Origin of the sequence: Brevundimonas sp. TWP2-1 (genome assembly GCF_049897645.1) — a bacterium.
In the GTDB taxonomy this organism is placed as follows: Bacteria; Pseudomonadota; Alphaproteobacteria; order Caulobacterales; family Caulobacteraceae; genus Brevundimonas.
The window spans coordinates 2,028,744-2,053,884 of record NZ_JAFCWR010000001.1; the positions used below are offsets into that span (position 1 = coordinate 2,028,744).

Consider the following 25,141-nt stretch of genomic DNA (forward strand, 5'->3'; position numbering starts at 1 on the left):
ATGGCCGGGCGCGGCGAAGGTTGCCGCCCTGCGACATCAAAGTTTGGTGCGAAGGGACCACAGCTCGGGGAAGCAGCGCTTTGTCAGGGTCGAGGCCAGATAGGCCGCCCCCTCGGTGCCGCCGGTTCCACGTCGCCGGCCGATGATGCGCTCGACCGTGACGACATGCTTGTGGCGCCAGGTCAGCAGGGCGTCGTCCAGATCGACCAGCTTCTCGGCCAGTTGATACAGCACCCACCAGCGCTCGGTGTCTCGATAGACCTCCAGCCAGGCCGCCTCGACGGCCTCGGACGGTTCATAGGGCTGGGTCACGTCGCGGTTCAGCACCTCGGCCGGCACCGGCAAGCCGGCCTTGGCCATCTGGGCCAGGGCGTCGTCATACAGGCTGGGGGCGGCGATGGCGGCCTGGAGCGCGGCCAGGGCCTCGGGGCGATCCTCGTGGAACTTCAGGAAGCTGGCGTCCTTCAGGCCCAGCATGGCCTCGAACCGGCGGAACTGGTCGCTCTGGAAGCCCGAGGACGATCCCAGGGAGCCCCGGAACCGCAGATAGTCGGCCGGGGTCATGGTCGACAGGATGTCCCAGCTGTGGGTCATCACCGCCTGGATGCGCGAGACCCGCGCCAGGCTCTTGTAGGCCGGCACCAGATCGCCGGCGCGCACCAGCCGCTGCGCCAGGGCCGTCTCGTGCAGGATCTGCTTGAGCCACAGTTCCTTGGTCTGGTGGATGACGACGAACAGCATCTCGTCGTGCTGGTCCGACAGCGGATGCTGGGTCGAAAGCAGATCGTCCAACGCCAGATAGCCGGCGTAGGTGATGTCGCTGGATTGGGTCATGCCCGCCTATCGCCCGCGATGGCGGACAGCGCAAGGCGGCTTGGTGCTGGCCCTAATGCTGACCTTGGGCCGAGACGTTCGAGGCGATCTGACGCCCGGCGTCGAAGGCGTCGCGCGCGCCTTTGTAGATAAAGCCGTAGGTCGGATAGACCGTGGTGCCCAGATCGTTGATCGGATTGTACCAGACCTTGACCTGGGACCAGTCGTTGGAGGGCGAGACGTCGACGACGGTGACGTTCTCCTCGACCTTGCCGCGGCTGCCGCCCCAGTTGGCGTGGGTGACGCGGACCACGCGGTCCGTCAGGATGTCGGAGACGACGGCGACGTGGCCCCGGCTCATGCGGCCCTCGGGGCGGAAGACCAGGACGGAGCCGGTTTCAGGCGCGCGGCCGGTGCGGAAGCCGGCGGAGGCCTGCCGCCACCAGGTCCAGGCGTCGCCGAAGATGTTGATCCCCGAGAACATGCGCGCGAAGGTCACGCACTGCCAATACGGCTCGTCAGCCTTCGCACTAGAGGGAACAGCGCCCAATGCAAAAAAACCGAGGGTCGCCGCAACCGCGGCGGCTTTGAGCCGTTTCGTCATGCTTAGGGGTATCCCGACCCGTCTTTGGGGTGCCCTTTAGGCCACGGGTTCACGCTCGGTAGCAAGTTGTTTCGGCGTAGCGCCGGACTTCAGACTGCTTGCCGAAGTCTTATCGCCCCGCTTGCCCATGCCGCGCAAAGCCTTGCGGACCGGGTGCTCGATGAGGTGATACGAGACGGCGGCCACGACCGGCAGCAGGGCCAGAATCGCCAACCACACGAAAATTTGAAGCTGCTTGTCGGGCGCATCCACAAGCTTGGCGGCGAGACCGACGGCCAGAAGCTTCCACGGCACGCAAACCATATAGACCGAATAGCTGATCTCGCCGAGGTAGACCGCCGGCTTGGAGGCGAGCCATCCGGCGCGCTCATTGGGCAGCGACGCCAGCGACAGGATCAGGGCGCCGGCCAGCAGAACCGTCACTCCATCCCACAGGCCCAGCGCGGCGCTGAGCACCATCAGACCGAACGAGACGGCGGCGCACAGCCACGGCGCCTTCAACGGCGCGCGGCGATAGACGAGGTAGAGGGCGCACCCCAGGGCGAAGCACGGCACGATGCGCAGCGCGCCCCAGCGGATCGTCGCCTCGGTCAGAGCGAAGCCGGCCCACTGTTCGAAGACGAAATAGAGGATGGCCAGGAAGGCCGCCGCGCCGACGACGGCCGCGATGGGACGATGACGCGCGCGCCAAAAGACGAAGGCGAACAGCGGAAAGCAGAGATAGGCGAACCACTCCGCCGAGATCGACCAGGACGGATGGTTCCAGCCCGCCACCGGCGCCAGGCCCCAGGCGTGGACCATGAACAGGTTGGCGGGCAGCGACGCCCAGCTCAGCACATTGCCGTCCACGCTCATGCCCGCGAACAGGGCGGCGGCCGCCAGCAGCCCGACCCCGATCAGGGTCGCGATATGCAGCGGATAGACCCGCGCCACCCGCGCCCACAGGAAGCTTTTATACGAGAACCGCCTCTCGCCCGCCGCCGCCAGATAGACATGGCTGAGGATGAAGCCGGACAGGACGAAGAACAGTTCGACCCCCAGATACCCTTTGGCCACCAGCCCGACCTGACTGGCCCCGGCCAGGTTTTCCCAGAAGCTGTAGACGGCCACCCACATCGCCGCGCCGAAACGCAGGGCGGTGATGGGGCGAAGATCGGCGGGCGTCTGGACGGGGGTCATGGTCTCATCTTGGCACGTCAGCCTTTTCGAACCGTGAAGGCCCGCAAGGGTTGTGCCTTCAGCGCATCGCCGCCAGCGCATGATCCGCGATCAGGGTGTCGGCAAGCCCGTGCGGATTGCGAACGTCGAAGTTCTCGGTCGTCACGACCACCACGGCGTCGAGATCCGGGATGATCGCGACCTTGTTGCCGCCGGTGCCCGACATGGTCCAGGCGGGATGCGGCGCGCCGGCGACCTGATAGGTCGGCAGCCAGATCAGATAGCCGTAGTCGCCCTTCTGCGGATCGACGCTGGCGTGCGGCGCGGTCATGGCTCGGGTCCAGGCCTCGGGCAGAACCTGGCGTCCGTCCCAGCGGCCCTGGTTCAGCAGCAATTGACCGAGGGTGAGCAGATCACGGCTGCGCAGGCCCAGGCCGCCGCCGCCCTGGGCCAGGCCCGTCGGCGATATCTGCCATTGCTCGCCCTCGATCCCCAGCGGGCCGAACAGGGCCTCGTGCGCGAAGTCCTGAAGCGGCTCGCCCGTCGCCTTCTGCACCACGGCGCCCAGGGTGGTCACGCCGGCGGTGCAATAGCTGAAGGCCCGACCATAGGGTTGGTCCGCAGGCTTGGGGATCCAGGCCGGAAAGCCGCGGATCGGCAGGTCCATGGCGAACTTCACCCAGTCCTCGATCAGATACATCCGCTCTTCATTGCCGCGCGAAAACGAATTGTCGTCGTCGCACTCCAGCAAGGAGCTCATGGTCAGCAGGTCCTCGACCGTGATCGCCGCCTTGCGCGGGTCGGGACTGTCGAAGGGGCCGTGGTCCGCGACGAAGGGTATGACCGGGGCATCGACGCTGGCGATGTCGCCGCGCGAGACGGCCGCGCCGACCAGCATGGATGTGACGGTCTTGGTCACGGAGCGGGTGTTGCGCCGGCTCTCGCGGCCCGCCTCATCGAAATAGACCTCGTGCACCAGCCGGCCGTGGCGGGCGATCAGGATGCTGCTGATCTTGTGGAAGGTCCCGGCGCGGACGGCGGCGTCCATGGCCGCCAAACCCTCTGCGGAAACGTCCTGGGTTTCGGGTGCGGCGACCGGCCAGTTCGGCTCGGCCATCACGGGTGAGGCGATGAGCGCGAGCCCGAGGGTCGCGAGAAGCAGATGACGCATGACGGTCCTGGATTGGGGAAGTAACGGGCGGACATCCCACGCGGCGGGCCGTCCGTCTTGAACAGACGCAACCGATCAGGCGAACAGGCCGCGATATCGGGCCGGCGTCAGGCCATAGAGGGCGCCGAACTCGCGCGTCATATGGCTCTGGTCGGCATAGCCCGCGCCCAGTGCCAGTTCGGCCAAGTCCCGCCCGTGCGCGATCTGACCCGCCGCCCGATCCGCCCGTGCGCGTCGAATGGCGGCGGCGGGCGAACAGCTGAAATGGCGGCGATAACGGCGGGCCAGGGAGACGGGATGAACCCCGACCAGGCGGGCGACCGTCGCCACCTCCAGTCCCGGTTGATCGGCCAGGTCATGCAGCACCTCATGGGCGCGCAACAGCCACTCCGGCGCCGGATCCTCGTCCAGCTCCCCCGGCGACAGGACCGACGCCGCCAGATCCAGGGTCAGACCCTCCATCACGACCGCGTCCCCCGCCGCGAACCGCCCGGCGACCCCGACCAGACGACGCGCCGCCCCTTCGGCCAGGGCGCCGCGCAGCCGCATAGGGTCGCCGCGACCGGAGCCCTTGGGCGGATCGAAACTGATCGACAGGAAGCGACCGCCGGCGACGTCGAAACAGTCGCGATGCTCGACGCCCGGCGGATTCCACACCAAAGCGCCGGGACCGAAGGCGGCGTTACGGGGTGTCAGCGGATCATGGGCCAGGCTGCGATAGCCGTCGTCCAGCGCCAGGACGAAATGGGCGTCGTCATGGGCGTGCAGTTCGACGCCCTCGGGCGGGCGGCTGGCGATCCATAGGCCGACCCGGAAGCCCCCGGCCTCAACTGTCCGCGACGCCGCGCCGAAGAAGTCGCCCGACGGCAGATGGGGCTTGCTCATGACTGACGATCCCCGCGCAGCGCCTCCTGCCACGCTTGGCATCATGCGCAGGACTCGCGCAAAGAAAAAGGCCCGGAACCTGGGTTCCGGGCCTTTGTCTCTCGGTACTCGCGACGTGGACTAGTCCAGCGAGCGCTTGATCTCTTCGACCGTGAAGCACTCGATGTAGTCGCCTTCCTTGATGTCCTGGAAGCCCTGGAACTGCATGCCGCACTCCTGGCCCGCCGTGACTTCATTGACCTCGTCCTTGAAGCGTTTGAGCGTGTTGAGCACGCCCAGCTCCAGAACCACCACATCGTCGCGGATGATGCGGACGCGGGCGCCCTTGCGGACCACGCCTTCCGACACCCGGCAACCGGCGATCTTGCCGATCTTGGAGATGTCGAACACCTGCAGCACGGCGGCGTTGCCCAGGAAAGTTTCCCGTTGCAGCGGCGCCAGCATGCCGGACAGCACGCCCTTAATATCGTCCAGCAGGTCGTAGATGATCGAATAGTAGCGGATCTCGACGCCCTCGCGGTCGGCCAGATCGCGCGCCTGTTTCGAGGCCCGGACGTTGAAGCCGAGGATCGGCGCGCCGGCCGACTTGGCCAGGTTGACGTCGCTCTCGGTGATGCCGCCGGCGCCGGAATAGACCGTGCGAGCGCGCACCTCGTCGGTGCTCATCTTGTCCAGCGAACCCATGATGGCTTCGGCGGAGCCCTGGACGTCGGCTTTGATGATGACCGGCAGTTCCGAGGCCTTCTTGGAGCCCAGCTTGGCCATCATGTCGACCAGCGAGACCGAGCCGCCCGAGACCTGGGCCTTTTCGCGCTTCACCCGCTGACGATATTCGGTCAGCTCGCGGGCGCGGGCTTCGGATTCCACCACGGCGAAGACGTCGCCCGGAGACGGGGCCTCGTCCAGACCCAGGATCTCGACCGGGACGGACGGACCGGCCTCGGTCAGCTGCTCGTTGCGCTCGTTCAGCAGGGCGCGAACCTTGCCCCACGAACCGCCGGCCACGACGATGTCGCCGCGCTTCAGCGTGCCGCGCTTGACCAGGACGGTGCCGACCGGGCCGCGGCCCTTGTCCAGCTTGGCCTCGATGACCACGCCTTCGGCCGAACGATCGGCGTTGGCGCGCAGGTCCATGACCTCGGCCTGGACCAGGATGGCTTCCAGCAGGCCGTCAAGGTTCATCCGCTCCTTGGCCGAGACCTCGATGATCTGGGTCTCGCCGCCCAGGTTTTCGGCGATGACTTCGTGCTGCAGCAGCTCGTTGACGACCTTCAGCGAGGTCGCCCCCGGCTTGTCCATCTTGTTGACCGCGACGATCAGGGGAGCCCCGGCCGCCTTGGCGTGCTGGATGGCCTCGATGGTCTGCGGCATGACGCCGTCGTCGGCGGCCACGACCAGCACCACGATGTCGGTCACATTGGCGCCGCGCGCCCGCATGGCCGAGAAGGCGGCGTGGCCGGGGGTGTCCAGGAAGGTGACCTTCTGGTCGTTCTCCAGGCGCACCTGATAGGCGCCGATATGCTGGGTGATGCCGCCGGCTTCGCCGCCGGCGACGTCGGTGGTGCGCAGGGCGTCCAGCAGCGAGGTCTTGCCGTGGTCGACGTGGCCCATGATGGCCACGACGGGGGCGCGCATATCCGCCGCCTCGGCGTCGTCGGCGTCGCCGATGAAGCCGAACTCGATGTCGGATTCCGACACCCGCTTGACCGCCATGCCGAACTCTTCGGCCACCAGTTCGGCGGTGTCGGAGTCGATCACGTCGTTGATCTTCATCATCAGGCCCTGTTTCATCAGGAATTTGATGATGTCGACGCCGCGCACGGCCATCCGGTTGGACAGCTCCTGCACGGTGATGACGTCGGGGATGACCACTTCGCGCGGACGGTTCGGCGCGTCGGTCGAGCCGCCCTTACGCTTTTCCTTCTCGCGTTCGCGGGCGCGGCGGACCGAGGCCAGCGAGCGCATGCGTTCGGCGGCGTCGCCGTCGCCGACCACGGACTGGATGGTCATGCGGCCTTCGCGGCGCTTCGGTTCGCCGCGCGTGCGGCTGACCGCCTTGCCGGCGTCGGAGAAGCGCTTTTCACGATCGTCGTCGCGACCGACCGGACGGCCGAAGCCGGCGCCGGGCGCACGGGCCGGACGCAGGACATTGGCCTCGGCCGGAGGGGCGTTGGGGGTCGGACGGCCGCCAGGGCCGGTGCGTGCGCCGCCGGGACGGGCGGCGCCGGGGGCCGGACGCGGGTTCAGGGCCGAATAGCGAACGGGCTCGGCCGGCTTGGCGCCTTGCGGACGGCCTGCGCCGCCGGGGGCCGGACGTGCGCCCTGCGGGCGGTCGGTCTGCGGACGATCCGAATAGGCGCGGTCTCCGCCGCCCATGGCCTGTTCGCGGGCCGAACGGCCGCCGAAGGCGGGACGCTCGGGCGCGGCGCGTTGGGGATTGCCGGGCTTGGGCACGCGCTGGCCGAAGTTGACGACCGGGCGAGCCGGAGCGGCTGGACGGGCCGGGGCGGCCGGAGCCGGCGTGGCGGCGGCGGTCGGTGCAGGCGCCGGAGCCGGAGCCGGGGCGACCGGTGCGGCGGCGACGGGCGCAGCCGGCTTGGGCGCAGGCTTGGCGGGCTGAGGCGCGGCGGCCGTCAGCTTGGCGGCCTCGGCGCGGGCGGCTTCGGCAGCGGCCTGGGCGGCGGCGGCTTCGTCGCGAGCGGCCTGGGCGGCGCGTTCGGTGGCGGCGGCCTGGTCGCGAGCGGCGGCGTCGGCGGCAGCCTTTGCGGCGGCGGCGGCGTCAGCCTTGGCGGCGTTGGCCTGGGTCGCCATGGCGATGGCGCGGCGGCGCGCTTCCTGCTCCTCGGGCGACAGGGCGCCGCCGGCGGGTTGCGGCGAACGCTGACCCTGTGGACGCGGCGCCTGAGAGGCCTGTTGCGGACGTGCGACATCGAAGCCCTGCGGACGTTGCGGTCCGCCGGCGCCAGCGCGGCGCTTGGTCTCGACCACCACCGTCTTGGATCGGCCATGGCTGAAGCTCTGCTTCACGGTCCCGGTCGGGACCGATCCCACAACGCGCGGCTTCAGGCTCAGCGGAGCACGGGGCCCCGTCTGGGACGGCGTGCCGCCCGTGTTGCCCTGGCCTTCGTTGGTCTTGTCGTTTTCGTCGCTCATCCGGTCGCTTTACTCGGGGCGGAAAGGCCCGCCGTTCTTATCTAATGCACATGAACGACCGTGAGCCCGTCTCCGCCCTTGGAGACAGGCCCTCGGCCGCCAAAATCCTAACTCACCCCTGAAGGGTTTGCTCCCGCCGATCCGCCCTCGACACTGAAAACCTCCCAGTGAGGGGGGCGAAGCGGCCGAAATCCAGCCAGTCGTTCGACCTCTACGGTCCACCGATCGGCGCGTCCGCCCGCAAGCAGGACGGCGTGTATCGCATTTTCCAGCCCAAGGGCCAAACTCAAATCGTCCACAGTGAACGCGCCGCAGACTTTCGCGGTCTGATGGCGGGCCAGGGCGAGGATCTTTCCGCGCCCGTCGGCCGAGCCGTCGGCGGCTTCCACCACCCAGGCGGCCTTGCCCGAACGGATGTTCGCGGCGGATTTTTCAAAGCCAGAGATAAGCACGCCTTCGCGCCGGGCAAGACCCAGCTGGTCGAGACAGCGCCTTACAAGCAGCCGTTCGACGACGTCGGCCAGGTCAGCCGGAGCGGTCAGCTTGGTCTTGGCGGCGCGGGTGAAGCCGTTCTTCTTGACCGCCGTCTCAATCGAGGCGCGGCTGGCTTCGACCCACAGGCCGCGTCCGGGCAGTTTCCTGCCCAGGTCGGGAACAACCTGGCCATCGGGCCCGGCGACGAAACGGATCAGGCGAGATTCGTCCATGACCTCGTGAGTGACGAGGTCCCGGCGTTCCCTATCGATCGTTGCGTCGCGCAAGCTCATATGCAGCCAGGTCTCCCATCACGCGTTCGACGGTTCGGAGTCGTCCTCGGCGAGGACCTCCGTATCGTCGGAAGCGTCAGCCTCGGCAGGCGCATCGCCGAACACCTGATCCGGGTCGTATTCGCCCTCGGCGAACTCGCCGTCTTCAAACTCTTCCGGCTCGGGCTGCGGCAGTTCCGAAGCATCGATCCAGCCGGCGGCGACGCGAGCCTGCAGGATCAGCAGTTCGGCGTCTTCCTGGGCCAGGTTGAAGCTTTCCAGCACGCCGGGGACCTTGACCCGCTCGCCGTTCTTCACTTCGTAGCCGCCGCGGATTTCGTCGGTGGCCAGGTCGGCCAGATCCTCGACCGTCTTCACGCCGCCTTCGCCCAGGGCGACGGCGATGGGCAGGGTCACGCCCGGCACCTGAAGCACGCCGTCCTCGACGCCCAGTTCCACGCGCTTGGCGTCCAGCTCGGCGGCCTTCTTGTCCAGGAATTCGCGGGCGCGGGCCTGCAGTTCCTCAGCGGTCTCCTCGTCGAAGCCTTCGATCTCGGAGACTTCATAAGGATCGGCATAGGCCAGATCTTCCACCGTGGCGAAGCCTTCGGTGACCAGCAGCTGGGCGATGACCTCGTCCACGTCCAGGGCTTCCTGGAACAGGCCGGTCCGTTCACTGAACTCGCGCTGGCGACGCTCGGAGTCTTGCGCCTCGGTGATGATGTCGATCTGCCAACCGGTCAGCTGCGACGCCAGGCGCACGTTCTGGCCGCGACGACCGATGGCCAGCGACAGCTGCTCGTCCGGCACGACGACTTCCACGCGGCCGGCTTCTTCGTCGAGCACGACCTTGGAGACTTCGGCGGGGGCCAGGGCGTTGACGATGAAGGTGGGCTCGTCCGGGTTCCACTGGATGATGTCGATCTTCTCGCCCTGCAGTTCGGCGACGACCGCCTGAACGCGCGAGCCGCGCATGCCGACGCAGGCGCCGACGGGATCGATTGAGCTGTCGTTGGACAGGACGGCCATCTTGGCGCGCGAGCCCGAGTCACGCGCCGCAGCGCGGATCTCGATCACGCCATCATAGACTTCCGGCACTTCCTGGGCGAACAGCTTGGCCATGAAGCCCGGATGGGCGCGCGACAGCATGACCTGCGGGCCCTTGGCCTCGGGCCGGACGTCGTAGATGTAGGTGCGGATCCGGTCGCCGATGTTGAACACTTCGCGCGGGATGGACTGGTCGCGGCGCATGACGCCCTCGCCCCGGCCCAGGTCGACGATGGTGTTGCCGTATTCGACGCGCTTGACCGTGCCGTTGACGATCTCGCCGACGCGATCCTTGAACTCTTCGTACTGGTTGGCGCGCTCGGCCTCGCGGACCTTACCGGTCACGACCTGGCGGGCCATTTGGGTCTGGACGCGGCCGAACTCGAACGGCGGCAGGGTCTCGACATATTCCTTGCCGACGACGGCTTCAGGATCGCGCTTGGAGGCGTCCGTCAGGCGCACCATGGCGCTGTCGTTGAACTCTTCCAGCTCGTCTTCCGGCATCCAATCGTCCTCGACGATTGTGACGTGACGGGTCAGGGACAGTTCGCCGGTCTTGTGGTCGATCTTGGCGCGGATGTCGTGATGCGCGCCGTAACGCGACTTGGCGCCCTTTTGGATGGCTTCTTCGATCGCCTCGATGACGACCTCGCGCTCGATGTTCTTTTCTTGCGCGACCGCATTGGCGATCTGCAGCAGTTCGAGGCGGTTGGCGGAAATACCGGTGACGGCCATCAGGCGTTGTCCTCAGAAGGGGTCGTGGTGTCGGTTGTCAGTTCAGCGGCTTCCCCTTCGGGCAGGCCGTCGTCTTCGGGTTCGCCGCGCGCGGCGCGAATGGCGGCGCCCCGCTTCATCAGCGCGTCGGTCAGGACCAGCTTGGCGTCGCTCAGCCAGTCGAAGGGGATCAGGGCGGTCTCTTCCTCGCCGTCCAGGTCGATCAGGACGTTGCCGTCTTCATAGCCGGCCAGCACGCCCTTGAAGCGCTTGCGGCCCTCGATCATCCGGTCGGTCTCCAGACGCGCCTCCTCGCCCTCGAACAGGTCGAAGTCGATGGGACGGGTCAGGGGCCGGTCGATGCCGGGCGACGAGACTTCCAGCATATATTCGCCGGCGATGGGGTCGGCGGCGTCGAACACCTCGGACACGGCGCGGCTCAGCTTGGCGCACTGTTCGACCGATATGTCGTGGTCGGATGGGCGCTCGGCCATGACCTGCAGGCGCTGGCGCTTGGAGCCGGTCATCAGTCGGACGCGCACGACTTCCAGACCGAGCGACTCCGCGATGGGGTCGATCAGCTCCAGCAGTTGGCGATCCTGGGCGGTTCTTGCGCGCAAGCGACGAATATCCAAAACAAAAGCGGCGGTCCGTCCGGGCCGCCGCTTGGAACGACGCCGTTGGACGCCGGTCTAACGATGTGAGGCGCCATATAGGCTGTTCACGATCGCTTGTCAGCCCTCTTCGTCAGCTTCGGGCGAAGTCGGGGGTCAAATCAGCGCCAGCCGACCCAGATAATCCATCTTGCCCAGCGGCACGCCTTCCTTGCGCAGGATGGCGTAGGCGGTCGTAAGGTGGAAGTGGAAGTTGGGCAGGACGAAGCTGGTCAGATAGCCGGCGCCGTCGAAGTGCAGCTCGCGGTTCGGCGTCTTCACGACGATCGGCCGGGTCTCGGCGCCGACGAAGGCGGCGGGATCCACGCTTTCGATGAAGGCGATCGTGCGGGCGATGCGGTCCTTCAGCTCGGCGAAGGTCGTCTCGGTGTCGGCCATCGACGGATTGTCCACGCCGCCCAGCCGCGCGACGGCGCCCTTGGCCGAGTCCGACGCCAACTGGACCTGCGACGCCAGCGGCCGCATGTCCTCATGGAGACGCGCCTGGACCAGGGCGGCTTCGTCGAAGCCCTCCGCCGACGCCTTGTCCAGCCAGCCCGACAGATTGGTCAGGCCGCGCAGAAAGATCGGCGAGGCGGCGTCGTAGATCGAGAAGGTCATCGCAGGGCTCCGGTTGGCGCCATAGCTGGGCGGCGCCTCGTCGAAACGCCAGCCCTGCCGACCTCCTAAATCAGAACGCTTCCCAGCCATCCTCGGCCGCCATGGCGGCGACCCTGGGCGCCGCGCCGCCTCGGCCGACCGTCTTCAGCGCGGCGACGAGATGGGGCGAGCGCGCCGGCGGGGCGGCGGTTGAAGACGCCCTGCGTGGCGCGGGGATCGGCGCCGATGCGACGGTCGAGCCGACGCGGAACTGCGCGACTGACGCCTGCAGGCTTTCGGCCTCCTGGGCCAGCGAGTGGCTGGCGGCCGTCGATTGCTCGACCATGGCGGCGTTTTGCTGGGTGACCTGGTCCATCTGGTTCACGGCGGTGTTGACTTGGGCCAGGCCGACGGCCTGTTCCTGGGCCGAGGCCGCGATTTCACTGACAAGGCCGTTGATTTCGGCGACGCGGTCGACAATCCGTTGCAGGGCCTCGCCGGTCTGGCCGACCAGTTTGACGCCCGATCCGACCTGGGTGGTCGAGGTGGAGATCAGGGTCTTGATCTCTTTCGCGGCTTCCGCCGAACGCTGGGCCAGGGCCCGGACCTCGGAGGCCACGACCGCAAAGCCGCGACCGGCGTCGCCGGCACGAGCAGCCTCGACGCCCGCGTTCAAGGCCAGAAGATTGGTCTGGAAGGCGATTTCATCGATCACGCCGATGATCTGGCTGATCTGCGAGGATGAGTTCTCTATGGCCTGCATGGCCTGAACGGCGTCGCGGACGATGACGCCCGAGGTCTCGGCGTCGCCCTTGGCGGCCTGAACGACATCGGAAGCCTGACGCGCGCCGGACGCCGTCTTGTTCACCGTGGCCGTGATCTCATCCAAGGCGGCAGCCGTCTCTTCCAACGAAGCCGCCTGTTGTTCGGTGCGGCGCGACAGATCGTCGGCGGCCTGCGAAATTTCGCCGGCGCCCGAGCGGATACCCGCCACATTGCCCAAGACCACGCCCAAAGCCTGCTGCAACTGGGCGATGGCCGCGTTGAAGTCGGTCTTCAGCTTGGCGTAGTCGTCAGGGAATTCCTGGGCGATACTGTAGGTCAGATCGCCGCGCTTGAGGTGGTCCAGCCCTTCGCCCAAGGCTGCGACCACGACCGCCTGTTCACGGGCCCTGGCGTCTGCTGCGCGCTGGTTTCTGGCGCGTTCCTCGTCCGACTGATTGCGAAGCGCCGCCCCTTCGGCCTCCAGCTGAATCTTCTCGATGGCGGCGTCGCGGAACACCAGCAGGGCCAAGCCCATCTTGCCGATCTCGTCCTTGCGCTGGGCGTGCGGCACCTCGATGGTGGTGTCGCCGCCGGACAGCTTGGCCATCCGTTCCCCGATGCCCGTCAGGGCGCTGACGATGGAGCGGGACACGATCAGGCCCACAGCCATCGCGATCAGGGTCGCGATGCCGATGGCGATCAGAGTGTTCATGGCGGCCTGGCCCACGTCCGCCGACAGCTGGGTCGACTTCTCGGCGCTGGCCGCGACCTTGGCGTTCGTAAAGTCGGTCAACTTGGGGATCACAGCCGCCATCTTGCCGTCCATCTCGGTCATCAAGGGGCCTGCCGCCTCGTCATTGGCCAGACCGAGCGCGATAGACCGCGTCGCCAGGTCGCTGACCTCTTTCAGGGGCGCACGCAACGCGTCTACCTCCGCCTTCCATTCCGGAACCAGGGTTTCGGCCTCGCTCAGCAAGGTCTCGATCGCCTGAATTTTCTGGGTCGCGTCGTCCGCCGCCTCGCGCGCTCTGGCCGAGGAACCGTCGTAAACCAGGACCTTGTAGGCGTCGTAGGCCATGCCCTGCATGGTTCGATTGACCCGAACCATCTTCACCAGGGCGACGTTCTCGACATCGACCAACTGGCTGTACTGGGCGTCGATCTTCTTCATGTTCCAGGCGCTGTAGGCGGCGCCGCCCAGCGCCACCAAGGCCAGAAGAATCAAGGGCACGATGATCTTCACCGAGATCTTCGTATCGGACAGAATCTTGTTCACACCCATCTCCAGGCCCAGGGGCCGATCGGATTCGAGACGTCGAATCCTTGATTCAATAAACGCGCAGGACGGCCCAGATCGTCTGGATACAGACCTTTCGAAAGCGACAGACGCGCGAGTCTGAAACTCGACTTGGAAGCTGCGCCGTTCGTCACGAAAAAGGGTAAACGACGAAATAGGTGGGATTACATATATCGAAGATCATTAAGAGACTTATGCAGCCTCTCCTGGTTCAGAATTCTTCCCAGCCTTCTGACGCGGCCTGAGGTTTGAGCGCGGCGCCGCCGCGACCGACGGCCTTCAGTGCCTGCACCTTGAGATTAGGGGAGTGGCCCACGCGAGCGGACGCCGTGCGTGACACCGGCGCCTGGACGTTGTCGCCCACACGAAACTGAGCCACCGAGGCTTGCAGCGACTGCGCTTCCTGGGCCAGCGAATGGCTGGCGGCGGTCGATTGCTCGACCATGGCGGCGTTTTGCTGGGTGACCTGGTCCATCTGGTTCACGGCAGTGTTGACCTCGGCGAGGCCCACGGCCTGTTCCTGGGCCGAGGCGGCGATTTCCGACACCAGCCCGTCAGTCTCGGCGACCCGGTCCACGATCCGTTGCAGGGCTTCGCCGGTTTGACCGACCAGTTTCACGCCCGAACCGACCTGGGTGGTCGAGGTCGAGATCAGCGTCTTGATCTCTTTCGCTGCCTCGGCCGAACGCTGGGCTAGGGCGCGCACTTCAGAGGCGACGACGGCGAAACCGGGACCGGCCTCGCCGGCACGGGCCGCCTCGACCCCTGCGTTCAGGGCCAGAAGATTGGTCTGGAAGGCGATCTCGTCGATGACGCCGATGATCTGGCTGATCTGCGACGACGAGCCTTCGATCGCCTGCATGGCCGACACCGCGTCGCGGACGATGACGCCCGAGGTCTCGGCGTCGCCCTTGGCGGCCTGGACGACGTCCGAGGCCTGACGCGCGCCCGAGGCCGTCTTGTTCACCGTCGCCGTGATCTCGTCCAGAGCGGCGGCGGTCTCCTCCAGCCCTGCCGCCTGTTGCTCGGTCCGGCGCGACAGGTCGTCGGCGGCCTGGCTGATCTCGCCGGCGCCCGAGCGGATGCCCGCGATGTTGGCGACCACGACCGAGACGGCCTGCTGCAACTGGGCGATGGCGGCGTTGAAGTCGGTTTTCAGCTGGGCGGCCTTGGGCGCGAACTCGCCCTCGATCCGATAGGTCAGGTCGCCGTCGGCCAGGCCGCGCATGCGCCGACCCAAGGCCACCACCGGCCTGGATACCGAGCGTCCGATGAACCAGCCGGTCGCCCCGATCGCCAGCGCGACCGCCAGCGCCATGGCGCCCAGCGTCATGGCCGCCTTGCCGACGGTGGCGGCGATCTGATCGGTATAGACGCCCGAGCCGATCACCCAGCCCCAGGGGCGAAGCCCTTCACATAGGAGATCTTGGAGGAGGCCTCTTCCTGGTTCGGCTTGGCCCATTCATAATCGACGAAGCTTTCGCACTTCTGCTGAACGACACTGACGAACTCCTTGAACATCAGAACGCCGTCGGCGTCTTTGTTCTCGCTCAGATCCGTGCCGTTCAGGGCCGGCTTCATCGGGTGCATCACCATGGTGGGATGCACGTCATTGATCCAGAAATAGTCGTCGTTCCCGTAGCGCATGGCGCCGACGGCGGCCTTGGCGGCGTCCTGGGCCTGGACGCGGGAAAGGCGACCCGCCTGTTCCTCAGCCTGATAGTGGGCCACGACGCTGTAGGCGATTTCGACCGAGGCCTTGGTGCGGTCGGCGATGTCCGCACGCATGGCGGCGTCCAACCGCATCAGCGATAGACCCGTGATGACCAGAAGCCCCGCCATGGTCACCAGGGCGAGCAGATTGATCCGCCCGCCGATCGTCAACGCCTTCATAGGCCCCGTCCCCAAATCTCACCGTTTGGGACACTGCTAACGAGGTCGTTAAATATCCGCGAAAGGGCCGGTTGCGTAAGACGACGCAACCCCTGCTTCATTTCGTCCTTCGAAACTCCAGGAAGACCGGAACGGTGTCGCCCAGCTTCTTTTCCTCATAGCGGGTGACGACGTGGTCGGCGGGCGGGACGAACCAGTCCTGATCCGGCGCGCCGATCCGCTCAAGCCCCGGCGTACGGTTCAGCCGCTCCAGCGCCCATTCGGCATAGTCCAGCCAGTCGGTGACGAAGCGCAGGGTGCCGCCGGGTTTCAGGATGCGGGCGAAGGCCTGGGCCGTCTCGTCCTGCAACAGGCGGCGCTTGTTGTGGCGCGCCTTATGCCAGGGATCGGGGAACAGGATCAGCACCCGATCGACCGAGGCGTCGGGCAGGGCGTCGACTAGGTCGCGCGCGTCGTCGGCATGGATGCGGACGTTCTTCAGCCCGCCCTCTTCCACGTGACGCAGGGCCGAGGCGACGCCGTTGAGGAAGGGTTCGCAGCCGATCACCAGGGCGTCCGGCCGCGTCGCCGCCTGGGCCGCCATATGTTCCCCGCCGCCGAAGCCGATCTCCAGCCACACCTCGGTCGCCTCGGGCATCATCGCCTTTGGATCCAGCGGCCCGGCCTTGGGTTCGGGCACGGCGATTTCGGGCAGCAGCGTCTCCATCAGCGCCGCCTGACGGGGCTTGATCGGACGGGCCTTGATGCGGCCGAACGACCGCAGCGGGCGGTCGAGATGGGGGTTTTCGTCCTCGGGACGGTCGTCGGAGCTCATGCGCCTGCCGTTAGCCGTCGCAGGGCGGGGCGTCCAGAACAAGCGCGCCCAAACCGCTGCCATGGGACGAACACCGAAACCTTTTGACGGTCGCGACCGAACGCCTTTCTATGACGGCTGCAAGCGGCGTCGGGGCTGACGCATTCGCGGGGAGAGGGATTTCGATGATCGGACATCATCTGCGGGGCGTCAGCGTCGCGGCCATCACATGCGCCGTGCTGGGCCTGTCGGCCTGCGCCACCACCGGCCAGACCCCCGACGACACCGCCGCAAAACCGTCGAAGGACCGGACGATGGCCGCCGGGCTGGATCCCGCGACCACGCTGAACCCCTATCCTTCCACCTATCAACCGTTGCCGCGCGAGAATTTCGCCGTGGTCGGCGCCACCGTCCTGACCGGGACGGACCGCAAGATCGAAAACGGCGTGGTCGTGGTCACGGACGGCAAGATCGCCGCCGTCGGCGACGCCTCCACCCCCGTCCCCGCCGGCTATCGCCTCATCGAGGCGCGCGGCCGTTATGTCACCCCCGGCGTCATCGACGTCCACAGCCACCTGGGCGTCTATCCGTCCCCCGGCGTGCAGGGCATGAGTGACGGCAACGAGGCCACCAGCCCGAACACCGCCCAGGTCTGGGCCGAACATTCGCTGTGGCCCCAGGATCCGGGCTTCAACACCGCCCGCGCCGGCGGCGTCACCACGCTTCACATCCTGCCCGGCTCGGCCAATCTGTTCGGCGGCCGGGGCGTGACCATCCGCAACACGCCCTCGATCACCATGCAGGGCATGAAGTTCCCGGACGCCCCCTATACGGTCAAGATGGCCTGCGGCGAGAACCCGTCGCGCGTCTATGGCGGCCGTAACCAGAGCCCGGCGACCGGCATGGGCAATATGGCCGGCTACCGCGCCGCCTTCATCGCCGCCCGCGACTACAAGGCCAAATGGGACAAATGGCGCGAGGACGGCGAGGGCGCGGCCCCGACCCGCAACCTGCAGAACGAGACCCTGGTCGGGGTGCTGGACGGGTCGATCCTGATCCAGAACCACTGCTACCGCGCCGACGAGATGGCCATGATGATCGATATGGCCAAGGAGTTCGGTTACCGCATCACCACCTTCCACCACGCCACCGAGGCCTACAAGCTGGCGCCGCAACTAGCCGCCAACGGCATCTGCGCGGCCATGTGGACCGGCTGGTGGGGCTTCAAGATGGAAGCCCTGGACGCCATCGAGGAAAACGCCGCCCTAGTGGACGCCCAGCAGGGCTCGTGCGCCGTCATCCACTCCGACGACGCCGAACTGACCCAGCGCCTCAACCAGGAAGCCGCCGCCGCCCTGTCGGCCGGTCGCCGCGCCGGTCTGAACATCTCGGAAGAACACGCCATCGGCTGGATCACCTCCAACGCCGCCAAGGCCATCGGCATCGCCGACCAGACCGGCTCGCTGGAGGCCGGCAAGCGCGCCGACGTGGTGATCTGGAGCGCCGATCCCTTCTCGATCTACGCCCGCGCGGACCAGGTCTTCATCGACGGCGCCCTGACCTTCGACCGGACCAACCCCGCCTATCAGCCGACCAGCGATTTCGAGCTGGGCCAGCCGGGCTATGGCCTGACCGCCGCCAACGTCGCCGAAGGAGCCCGCTGATGCGTCTGTCCCATATCCTCGCGGGCGCCGTGGCCGCCCTGTCTCTCGCCGCTCCCGCCCTGGCGCAGGACACCGTCGCCATCGTCGGCGGCCGGGTTCTGACCGGAACCTCCGTCATCGAGGGCGGCACGGTCGTGCTCCGCGACGGCAAGATCGTCTCGGTCGGCGCCGGTGCGGCACCGTCCGGCGCCCGCGTCATCGACGCGACCGGCAAGGTGGTCGCCCCCGGCTTCGTCGCCGTCGATTCCGGTCTCGCCGGGACCGAGGTCGGCGCCGTCGGCGGCACCAACGAACTGCGCAACAGCGCCAACACCCTCAGCGCCGCCTTCGACATCTCCTACGGCCTGGATCCCTGGTCCTTCACCCTGCCGGTCGCCCGGCTGGGCGGCATCACCCGCGCCGTGGTCGTGCCCCAGCACCCCGGCTCGTCCGGCGGTCATGTGCACGAGGACGAAACGGCCGGCGCCGGCGACGGCGGCTATCAGACGCCGGGCCTGTTCGCCGGTCAGGCGGCGGTCATCCGCCTCGCCCAGGGCAGCGACATCCTGGTCCAGCCGCGCGTGGCCATGGTCGCCCCGTTCGGCGAGGCCGGGGCCGACATCGCCGGCGGCGCCCGCGGCGCCCAGTTCGTCCTGTTCAAGGAGACCCTGGCCGAAGTCCGCCTCTACGCCCGCAACAAATCCGCCTATGAGCGGGCGGGCCTGCGCGACCTCAGCCTGTCGCGCGCGGACCTGGAGGCCCTGATCCCGGTCGCCAACGGAACCCTGCCCCTGATCGTCAGCGTCCACCGGGCGTCGGACATCCAGCAGGTGCTGCGTCTGGCGCGCGAGGAAGGGATCAAGCTGATCCTGGACGGCGCCGAAGAAGGCTGGCTGGTCGCCGGCGACATCGCTGCGGCGGGCGTGCCGGTGCTGCTGAACCCCATCTCCAACCTGCCCAGCGATTTCGAGATGCGGGCGGCGCGGATGGAGAATGCGGCGGCCCTGAACGCCGCCGGAGTGGTCATCGCCATCAAGGGCAACGAGGGCTCGACCCACCGCGCCCGCGAGGCCCGCTACAACGCCGGCAACGCCGTCTCGCACGGCCTGCCCTATGGCGCCGCCATCGCCGCACTGACGGTCAATCCCGCGAAAATCTTCGGCATGGCCGAACAGTTCGGCCAGATCGCGCCGGGCGCCGCCGCCGACGTGGTGGTCTGGTCCGGCGACCCGCTGGAGCCGCTCAGCCAGCCCTCGGCCGTCTTCATCGACGGCGTCGAACAACCCCTGACCAGCCGCGCCCTGCTGCTCCGCGACCGCTACCGGCAACAGACGCCGATGCCGCCAGCCTATCGCAACTGACGGCCTTCTAGGTCTGAAGGGAAAGGGCGGGACCGCAAGGCCCCGCCCTTTTTTAATTCCCCGCCCTCTGGGGGAGGTACCGCGCGTCTTCCACGCCGGGACGGAGGGGTGCGTCCGCAAGACCGGCGCCTCTGCGGCGTCCCCCCCCCCCTGTACTGCTTAGCGGTCCCCTCCCCGCAAGGCGGGGATGGGACGGGAAGGCGCGCCAAGATTTGCTTTCCGATCAGATGCGGATTTCGCAGATCACCCATAGGACTCATTCGGAGTGTCCGCTGAGCAAGGACCAGTGCGGACTCTGGGGCGACATCGCCCTGCGCCCTTCGGCGGCGATCAACATTGCATGGCCGAAACGCGCCAGACCGAATGATGACCTGTTGCTAGCAGCAGAGCTGGTCGAACTCGCAGGCCAGGTTAGCGCATCGCTGGAGAATGCTTATGGAATTGAAAGACAAGACGATCATCGTGACTGGCGCAAGCAGCGGCATTGGCGAAGCGGCCGCAGAGCTATTCACGGCCGAGGGCGCCAAGCTTGTTCTCAGCGCGCGCCGCGACTCAAATCTCAAGGGGATCGCGGACCGTATTAACGGTGCAGGCGGGCAAGCGGTGTGGCTCGCCGGCGACGTCCAGGATGAGGGCTACGCTCAGGCGCTAGTGGATCAGGCGCTAAGCGAGTTTGGCGCGCTCAATGGGGCGTTTAACAACGCTGGCTCAGTCGGAGCCATGGTCCCCGTAGCCGACATGAACCTATTCGATTGGAATGATGTGCTCGCCACCAATCTGACCAGCGCGTTCCTAGCTGCCAAGGCACAAATTCCGGTCTTGGCGAGGCACGGCGGAGGCTCAATCGTTTTTACCTCATCGTTCGTCGGCTTCAGTAATGGCGGCCTGCCGGGCATGGCCGCATATGCGGCTTCCAAAGCCGGGTTGATCGGATTGACAAAATCCTTAGGGGCGGACCACGCGGCGGCGAATGTTCGAGTTAATGCACTGCTTCCCGGCGGGACCGTGACTCAGATGGGGGGTGAGGGAAACCCCGATGTCCTGGCTTATGTAGCGGGGTTGCACCCTATGAAGCGAATGGCCAAACCCGTAGAGATCGCACAAGCTGCGCTGTTCCTGCTGGGCGACCGTTCGTCTTTCATGACAGGGAGCCCCATGTTGGTGGACGGCGGAGTATCGGTGCGGTTAGGTTAGCCGGGCCATCCTCCACTAACACCCCCAACGTCCGCTTGGCGTCACACCCCACGCTCGACGACCCGCCCCTGTCCGCGCTAGGTCAGGCCCATGCCGACCGCCCTGTACATCGACGCCGACGCCTGCCCGGTGAAGGAAGAGGTCTATCGCGTGGCGCGGCGCTATGGGCTGAAGACCTATGTGGTCTCCAACGGCTGGATGCAGGTCCCGCGCGAGGCCCTGATCGAGCAGGTGGTGGTGGACGCCGGGCCTGACATCGCCGACGACTGGATCGCCGAACGGGCGGGTGTCGGCGATGTGGTCATCACCGCCGACATCCCTTTAGCCGACCGCTGCCTGAAGGCCGGGGCTCAGGCGCTGAAGTCCAACGGACAGGCCTTCACCCAGGACTCGATCGGTTCGGCCCTGGCCGGGCGGATGGTGGGCGAGCATCTGCGGTCGATGGGAGTGGCCACCTCGGGCCCGCCGCCGTTTTCTGCCGCCGACCGGTCGCGCTTCCTCCAGGCCCTGGACCAGGCCGTGGTCAAGGCGCGCAAGGCGGCGCCCCCGAGCCAGACATGACGACCATTCCCGAGGACGAGCTGGAGTTCCACTTCTACCGCGCCGGCGGACCGGGCGGCCAGAACGTCAACAAGGTCTCGACCGCCGTCCAGATGCGGTTCGACGTCAAGAACTCCCCTTCCCTGACCGAGCCGGTCAAGGCGCGGCTGATGAAGCTGGCCGGTAGTCGGCTGACGCTGGAGGGGGTGATCCTGATCACCGCCGTCCGCCACCGCACCCAGGAGCGCAACCGCGCCGACGCCATGGAACGGCTTCAGGCCATGGTGGACGAGGCCTCGATCCGCCCGGTCTTCCGCGTCCCGACCCGCCCGACCAAGGCGTCGAAGGAGCGACGGCTGAAGGCCAAGACCAGCCGCGGCTCGATCAAATCAGGCCGGAACAAGCCTTTGATTGACTGACCGTCTCCCGGAAGCAGGCGTTCAACATTCATACCGATTGCAGTACCGACGTCTAAGCTCTTTCATCGCCGCCAATTCCCGTGGCGTCGGCTCGGGACAGGCCCTTAGAAACTCCTTCTCTGACGGCATCTCGACTTTTTCGCCGTTCAGAATGCGCCGAAGATCGTCTTCACCAAACAGCCGAGCCAGTTGAATGGTTCTCACCTGCCTCGCTTGCGTGTCAGTCAGCGGTAGCAATTCATCCAGCCAGCCCGACACAACGACCCGTCGGTCATGATCAAGACCCTCCAGCTTGTCCCATTCGTCTTTTGTAGGGTCATCCATGCGAGACGTGATCTGTGTCGCCAAGGCCAAAGCTTCGGGAGTCGGCTGGCGCCCTGTCCATTGCGTCGAAGGCGACTCAAAATCCTCTACGCTGAAATTGACACGGGTGCGGAAGGAACCCGCAACGATCCGTCCGTCAAGACGCGCTGCCTTGATGACACCACTGGCGGCAACCAACCGAGCCGCCCCTCCGAAGCCCAGCCCAGGCGTAGTTTCGGAAAGCACGCGGCAGTTAAATGGATGACCGTCCTGATCCGCTCGACACTGAAGCGTGACGGTGCCGCTAATTCCCATCCAGGCCGCAAAGGTCGGCACAAGAGAGCTAGTTAACTCACTGTCAGGAGGTGTCTCCCAATGGGTTTGGACATAGGTTTGAGCCTCGGCCGAGGCGCTCGCAGCCAAGACGGCGGCAATCAGGCCCAAATTAAAGACTTTCATCGCCCCTCCGGATCCACGCCAATGATCACAGAAGACAATGAAATGTCTATAAAGATCAGCTTTCGGCTGGGCGGAACAGCAAGGCGGCGATCTTGTCCTCGGCGTCGAAGCCGATCAGCCATTCGGTGACCTGGTTGTCGAAGGTGACCTTGAACATCTGGGCCTCGCCTTCCTGTTTGACGTATTCGACGGTCTTGACCGCGCCGAAGCCCTTGATGAGCGGGGCCATCTGGGCCTCTTGCTGGCGGATCTGGGTACCCAGATTGGTCGTGAAGTCCGAATAGTCGAATCCGGTCCCTTGGGCGGAAGCGATCACGGCGCGCAACGCCTCCTCCGAACGGGCGATGTCGGGCGCCTGGGCCGGAGCGCTCGCTGCGGGAGCGGGACGCGCCGGGGCGGTCGGCGCCTGGGCCGGTCGGTCGAAGGCGTTCGGCACGGCGCCGGCTGATGCGGACTGGGCGAAGGCGGGAACAGGCGCAAGCAGCAGCGCGGCAGCCAGGGTGGTCTTCATCAGGGTCGGCTTCATAGCGAAAGCTCCGGTCAGGACAGATAGGGCCAGAGCGAGAGGCCCAGGGCCGTCAGGGCCGCGAGAACCGCGACCGTGACTGAAGCCGTCAGCCAAGCCGGAGTTCCCGACTTTTCGATGACCACCGCCGCCGGACGCGGCGGCTCCTGCACCAGGCGCGAGATGGCGCGGGCCGCGGCGATCATCTCGTTCAAGGCGTCTCTGGCCTGGGCCTGGGGCCCCAGCTCGCGGCGGATCCAGCGTTCGACCACCGGCTGGGCCGCCTTCCACAGATCGTGGTCGGGTTGAAGGCGACGCGCCACCCCCTCGACCGAGACCATGGTCTTCTGCAGCAGGATCAGCTCTGGCCTCAGCCGCATGTCGAACAGGGCCGTGATCTCGAACAACTGGCCCAGCAGCCGGCCCATCGACACCTGGCTGGCGGCCCGGCCGATCACCGGCTCGCCGACCGCGCGCAGGGCCTGGGCGAATGTCTCGACCGAATGGTGGGCGGGCACATAGCCGGCCTCAAAATGGACGCGGGCGATCCTGTCGTAATCCCGCGAGATGAAGCCCCACAGGATCTCGGCCAGATAGCGCCGCTCGGCCGGGCCCAGCCTCCCGACGATACCGAAGTCGATGGCGGTCAAATGGGCCGGGGCGCTGGCGAACAGATTGCCCTCGTGCAGGTCAGCGTGGAACACCCCGTGGTCCAGGGCCTGGACCAGGAAGGCGCGCACCACATTGTCGGCCAGCAGATCGGTGTCCAGGCCCGGCAGGTCCGCCAGAGCCGGATCAGTCATGGGCACGCCCTGCGCCCACTCCAGGGTCAGCACCCGCTTGCCCACCCCGTCCCAGATGACGGCCGGGGCGGACATATAGCCGTCCTTGGCCATGACATCGGCCATTTCGCTGGCGGCGGCGGCTTCCAGCCGCATGTCCAGCTCCAGATCCATCGAATTGGCGATGGTTTCGACGAAGGCTTGGGGCTCCAGCCGGCGCGACAGGGGAACCAGCCGATACACCAGAGCGGCGCCCAACCGCATGGCGTCCAGACCGTCGGCGACCCGGCGCTCGACCCCCGGCCGCAGCACCTTGACCGCCACGGCCCGACCGTCGGCCAGGGTCGCCCGGTGCGCCTGGGCCAGGGAGGCGGCAGCGACCGGCGGGCTCAGGTCGATGAACAGGCTCTCGACCGATCGGCCCAGCGACTTCTCGATCTCGCGCCGCGCCTCTTCCAGCGGAAAGGGCGGCAAGGCGTCCTTCAACCGGCCCAGGTCGCGCGCGAACTGCAGGCCGAAGATGTCGGCGCGGGTGGCCAGGACCTGACCCAGTTTGATCGCCACCGGCCCCAGATGTTCGAACGCCTTGCCCAGCCGCTGGCCCGGCCGGCCCTGACGGCCGTCGCGGCCAGACAGCATCTGCACGGCGCGGGCAAAGGGACGGGCCCAGACGGGCAGCAGGGGGTTGGCCTCGCGCGGGATCAGGGCGTCATGGCGCGCCAGAACCCACAGCCAGCCCAGCAGGCGCAGAAAGGCCGCCACGGGATTATGCACCGCGACGGTGGCGGGCGGCGGCGGGGCCGTGCGATAGATCCTGCTGGTCAGATCGCCCACCCGTGGTGGATGGCGGCGATCCCGCCCGACAGGTTGGTCACGGACACGCGGCGGAAGCCGGCGTCCTCGATCAGGCCCTTGAAGGCCGCCTGGTCGGGGAAGCGGCGGATGCTCTCGACCAGATACTGGTAGCTGTCGCGATCCTTGGCCACCCAGCCGCCGATGCGCGGAATGGCGTGGAAGGACCAGGCGTCATAGACCTTGCGGATCGGGCTGGTCGTCGGACGCGAGAACTCCAGGCACAGGAACCGCCCGCCCGGCTTGAGCACGCGACGCGCCTCGGTCAGGGCCTTGTCGATATGGGCCACGTTGCGGATGCCGAAGCTGATCGAATAGGCGTCGACCGAGGCGTCCGGCAGGGGCAGGTTCATCGCATCCCCGACCGACCAGCTCATCTCGGGCTCGCCGCCCTTGTGGACCCCGGCCAGGATCATCTCGGTATTATAATCCAGCACGATCACATTGGCGTCTTCGCCGCCGCGCCGCTCCTGAGCCGCGCGGGCCATCTTTGAATAGCGTCGCGCCATGTCGCCGGTGCCGCCGGCCACGTCCAGTATGGTCTCGCCCGGACGGGGGTTCAGCTTGGCGGCGGCCATGTCCTTCCAGATGCGGTGGACGCCGACGCTCATCAGATCGTTCATCACGTCGTAGCTGGAGGCGACGGAATCGAAGACCCCCCGCACCATCTTGACCTTCTCGCGCGCGTCCACGTCGCGGAAGCCGAAGGAGGAACGGTCACCCTGCGAATGCGGGCCGTGAGAGGAGGCGTCTGTCATGGGTCACCGTCTAGCGCGTCGTCGCGGTCCCGT

At 67.0% G+C, this 25,141-nt stretch carries 22 protein-coding genes and 1 pseudogene; 5 read left to right on the forward strand and 18 right to left on the reverse strand.

Going from position 1 to position 25,141, the window contains the following annotated elements; genetic code table 11:
• Window positions 1-36 precede the first annotated feature (36 nt).
• The 14 genes and pseudogenes from ACP7BH_RS10035 to trmB form a co-directional block, all read right to left on the reverse strand.
• A complete protein-coding gene (locus ACP7BH_RS10035) occupies window positions 37-834 on the reverse strand; it encodes a tryptophan 2,3-dioxygenase (RefSeq protein WP_135194388.1) in 798 nt (265 codons plus the stop codon).
• A gap of 52 nt (window positions 835-886) precedes the next feature.
• On the reverse strand, window positions 887-1,417 hold the full coding sequence (locus tag ACP7BH_RS10040) for a CHAP domain-containing protein (RefSeq protein ID WP_135194387.1): 531 nt from the start codon (window positions 1,415-1,417) through the stop codon (window positions 887-889).
• Window positions 1,418-1,453: 36 nt separating this feature from the next.
• Window positions 1,454-2,596, reverse strand: a complete 1,143-nt coding sequence (locus ACP7BH_RS10045; RefSeq protein WP_425981464.1) for an acyltransferase family protein — start codon at window positions 2,594-2,596, stop codon at window positions 1,454-1,456.
• Between the two features lie 58 nt (window positions 2,597-2,654).
• Window positions 2,655-3,746, reverse strand: a complete 1,092-nt coding sequence (locus tag ACP7BH_RS10050; RefSeq protein WP_425981462.1) for a serine hydrolase domain-containing protein — start codon at window positions 3,744-3,746, stop codon at window positions 2,655-2,657.
• Between the two features lie 75 nt (window positions 3,747-3,821).
• Window positions 3,822-4,631: a helix-turn-helix domain-containing protein gene (locus ACP7BH_RS10055; RefSeq protein ID WP_425981459.1), complete on the reverse strand. Its 810-nt coding sequence runs from the start codon at window positions 4,629-4,631 to the stop codon at window positions 3,822-3,824.
• A gap of 120 nt (window positions 4,632-4,751) precedes the next feature.
• Complete coding sequence (gene infB / locus ACP7BH_RS10060) at window positions 4,752-7,784, reverse strand: translation initiation factor IF-2 (protein ID WP_425981457.1); 3,033 nt, start codon at window positions 7,782-7,784, stop codon at window positions 4,752-4,754.
• A 107-nt stretch (window positions 7,785-7,891) separates the two neighbouring features.
• Window positions 7,892-8,551, reverse strand: coding sequence for an RNA-binding protein (locus tag ACP7BH_RS10065; RefSeq protein WP_425981455.1), 660 nt, complete (start codon window positions 8,549-8,551; stop codon window positions 7,892-7,894).
• Between the two features lie 18 nt (window positions 8,552-8,569).
• Window positions 8,570-10,312, reverse strand: a complete 1,743-nt coding sequence (gene nusA / locus ACP7BH_RS10070; protein ID WP_425981452.1) for a transcription termination factor NusA — start codon at window positions 10,310-10,312, stop codon at window positions 8,570-8,572.
• Window positions 10,312-10,911: a ribosome maturation factor RimP gene (gene rimP / locus ACP7BH_RS10075; RefSeq protein WP_159847796.1), complete on the reverse strand. Its 600-nt coding sequence runs from the start codon at window positions 10,909-10,911 to the stop codon at window positions 10,312-10,314. The genes nusA and rimP overlap by 1 nt, the downstream gene beginning before the upstream one ends.
• A 150-nt stretch (window positions 10,912-11,061) precedes the next feature.
• Window positions 11,062-11,565, reverse strand: coding sequence for a DUF1993 domain-containing protein (locus ACP7BH_RS10080; protein ID WP_425981450.1), 504 nt, complete (start codon window positions 11,563-11,565; stop codon window positions 11,062-11,064).
• Between the two features lie 70 nt (window positions 11,566-11,635).
• On the reverse strand, window positions 11,636-13,591 hold the full coding sequence (locus tag ACP7BH_RS10085) for a HAMP domain-containing methyl-accepting chemotaxis protein (protein WP_425981447.1): 1,956 nt from the start codon (window positions 13,589-13,591) through the stop codon (window positions 11,636-11,638).
• A gap of 226 nt (window positions 13,592-13,817) precedes the next feature.
• Window positions 13,818-14,849, reverse strand: a pseudogene (locus ACP7BH_RS10090) (methyl-accepting chemotaxis protein); the annotation flags it as partial.
• A 143-nt stretch (window positions 14,850-14,992) separates the two neighbouring features.
• Window positions 14,993-15,499 carry a cache domain-containing protein gene (locus ACP7BH_RS10095; RefSeq protein WP_425981445.1) on the reverse strand — a complete coding sequence of 169 codons (507 nt, stop codon included), beginning with the start codon at window positions 15,497-15,499 and terminating at the stop codon, window positions 14,993-14,995.
• 97 nt (window positions 15,500-15,596) lie between these two features.
• Window positions 15,597-16,313 carry a tRNA (guanosine(46)-N7)-methyltransferase TrmB gene (gene trmB, locus ACP7BH_RS10100; protein ID WP_425981442.1) on the reverse strand — a complete coding sequence of 239 codons (717 nt, stop codon included), beginning with the start codon at window positions 16,311-16,313 and terminating at the stop codon, window positions 15,597-15,599.
• A gap of 164 nt (window positions 16,314-16,477) precedes the next feature.
• Here trmB and ACP7BH_RS10105 point away from each other — a divergent pair, with 164 nt between their 5' ends.
• The 5 genes from ACP7BH_RS10105 (at window position 16,478) to arfB (ending at window position 21,449) form a co-directional block, all read left to right on the forward strand.
• Window positions 16,478-17,956 carry an amidohydrolase gene (locus ACP7BH_RS10105; RefSeq protein WP_425981439.1) on the forward strand — a complete coding sequence of 493 codons (1,479 nt, stop codon included), beginning with the start codon at window positions 16,478-16,480 and terminating at the stop codon, window positions 17,954-17,956.
• Entirely contained in the window at window positions 17,956-19,296 is a 1,341-nt protein-coding gene (locus ACP7BH_RS10110) for an amidohydrolase family protein (protein ID WP_425981436.1), read from the forward strand. Before ACP7BH_RS10105 ends, ACP7BH_RS10110 begins: the two co-directional genes overlap by 1 nt.
• 435 nt (window positions 19,297-19,731) lie before the next feature.
• Entirely contained in the window at window positions 19,732-20,490 is a 759-nt protein-coding gene (locus ACP7BH_RS10115; protein ID WP_425981433.1) for an SDR family oxidoreductase, read from the forward strand.
• A gap of 90 nt (window positions 20,491-20,580) precedes the next feature.
• Window positions 20,581-21,051, forward strand: coding sequence for a YaiI/YqxD family protein (locus ACP7BH_RS10120; RefSeq protein WP_425981430.1), 471 nt, complete (start codon window positions 20,581-20,583; stop codon window positions 21,049-21,051).
• Window positions 21,048-21,449, forward strand: a complete 402-nt coding sequence (arfB, locus tag ACP7BH_RS10125) for an alternative ribosome rescue aminoacyl-tRNA hydrolase ArfB (RefSeq protein WP_425981427.1) — start codon at window positions 21,048-21,050, stop codon at window positions 21,447-21,449. The genes ACP7BH_RS10120 and arfB overlap by 4 nt, the downstream gene beginning before the upstream one ends.
• 21 nt (window positions 21,450-21,470) lie before the next feature.
• On the opposite strand, the gene ACP7BH_RS10130 is transcribed toward arfB, so the two are convergent.
• The 4 genes from ACP7BH_RS10130 to ACP7BH_RS10145 are packed head-to-tail and all read right to left on the reverse strand — an operon-like array spanning window position 21,471 to window position 25,108.
• Window positions 21,471-22,211 carry a hypothetical protein gene (locus tag ACP7BH_RS10130; RefSeq protein WP_425981424.1) on the reverse strand — a complete coding sequence of 247 codons (741 nt, stop codon included), beginning with the start codon at window positions 22,209-22,211 and terminating at the stop codon, window positions 21,471-21,473.
• Window positions 22,212-22,266: 55 nt separating this feature from the next.
• Window positions 22,267-22,737, reverse strand: a complete 471-nt coding sequence (locus tag ACP7BH_RS10135; protein ID WP_425981421.1) for a hypothetical protein — start codon at window positions 22,735-22,737, stop codon at window positions 22,267-22,269.
• Window positions 22,738-22,751: 14 nt separating this feature from the next.
• Window positions 22,752-24,332, reverse strand: coding sequence for a 2-polyprenylphenol 6-hydroxylase (gene ubiB / locus ACP7BH_RS10140; RefSeq protein ID WP_425981418.1), 1,581 nt, complete (start codon window positions 24,330-24,332; stop codon window positions 22,752-22,754).
• The gene (locus tag ACP7BH_RS10145) at window positions 24,320-25,108 is read right to left on the reverse strand and encodes a class I SAM-dependent methyltransferase (protein ID WP_425981415.1); all 789 of its coding nucleotides are present in this window, start codon (window positions 25,106-25,108) and stop codon (window positions 24,320-24,322) included. Before ACP7BH_RS10145 ends, ubiB begins: the two co-directional genes overlap by 13 nt.
• Between the last annotated feature and the right edge of the window lie 33 nt (window positions 25,109-25,141).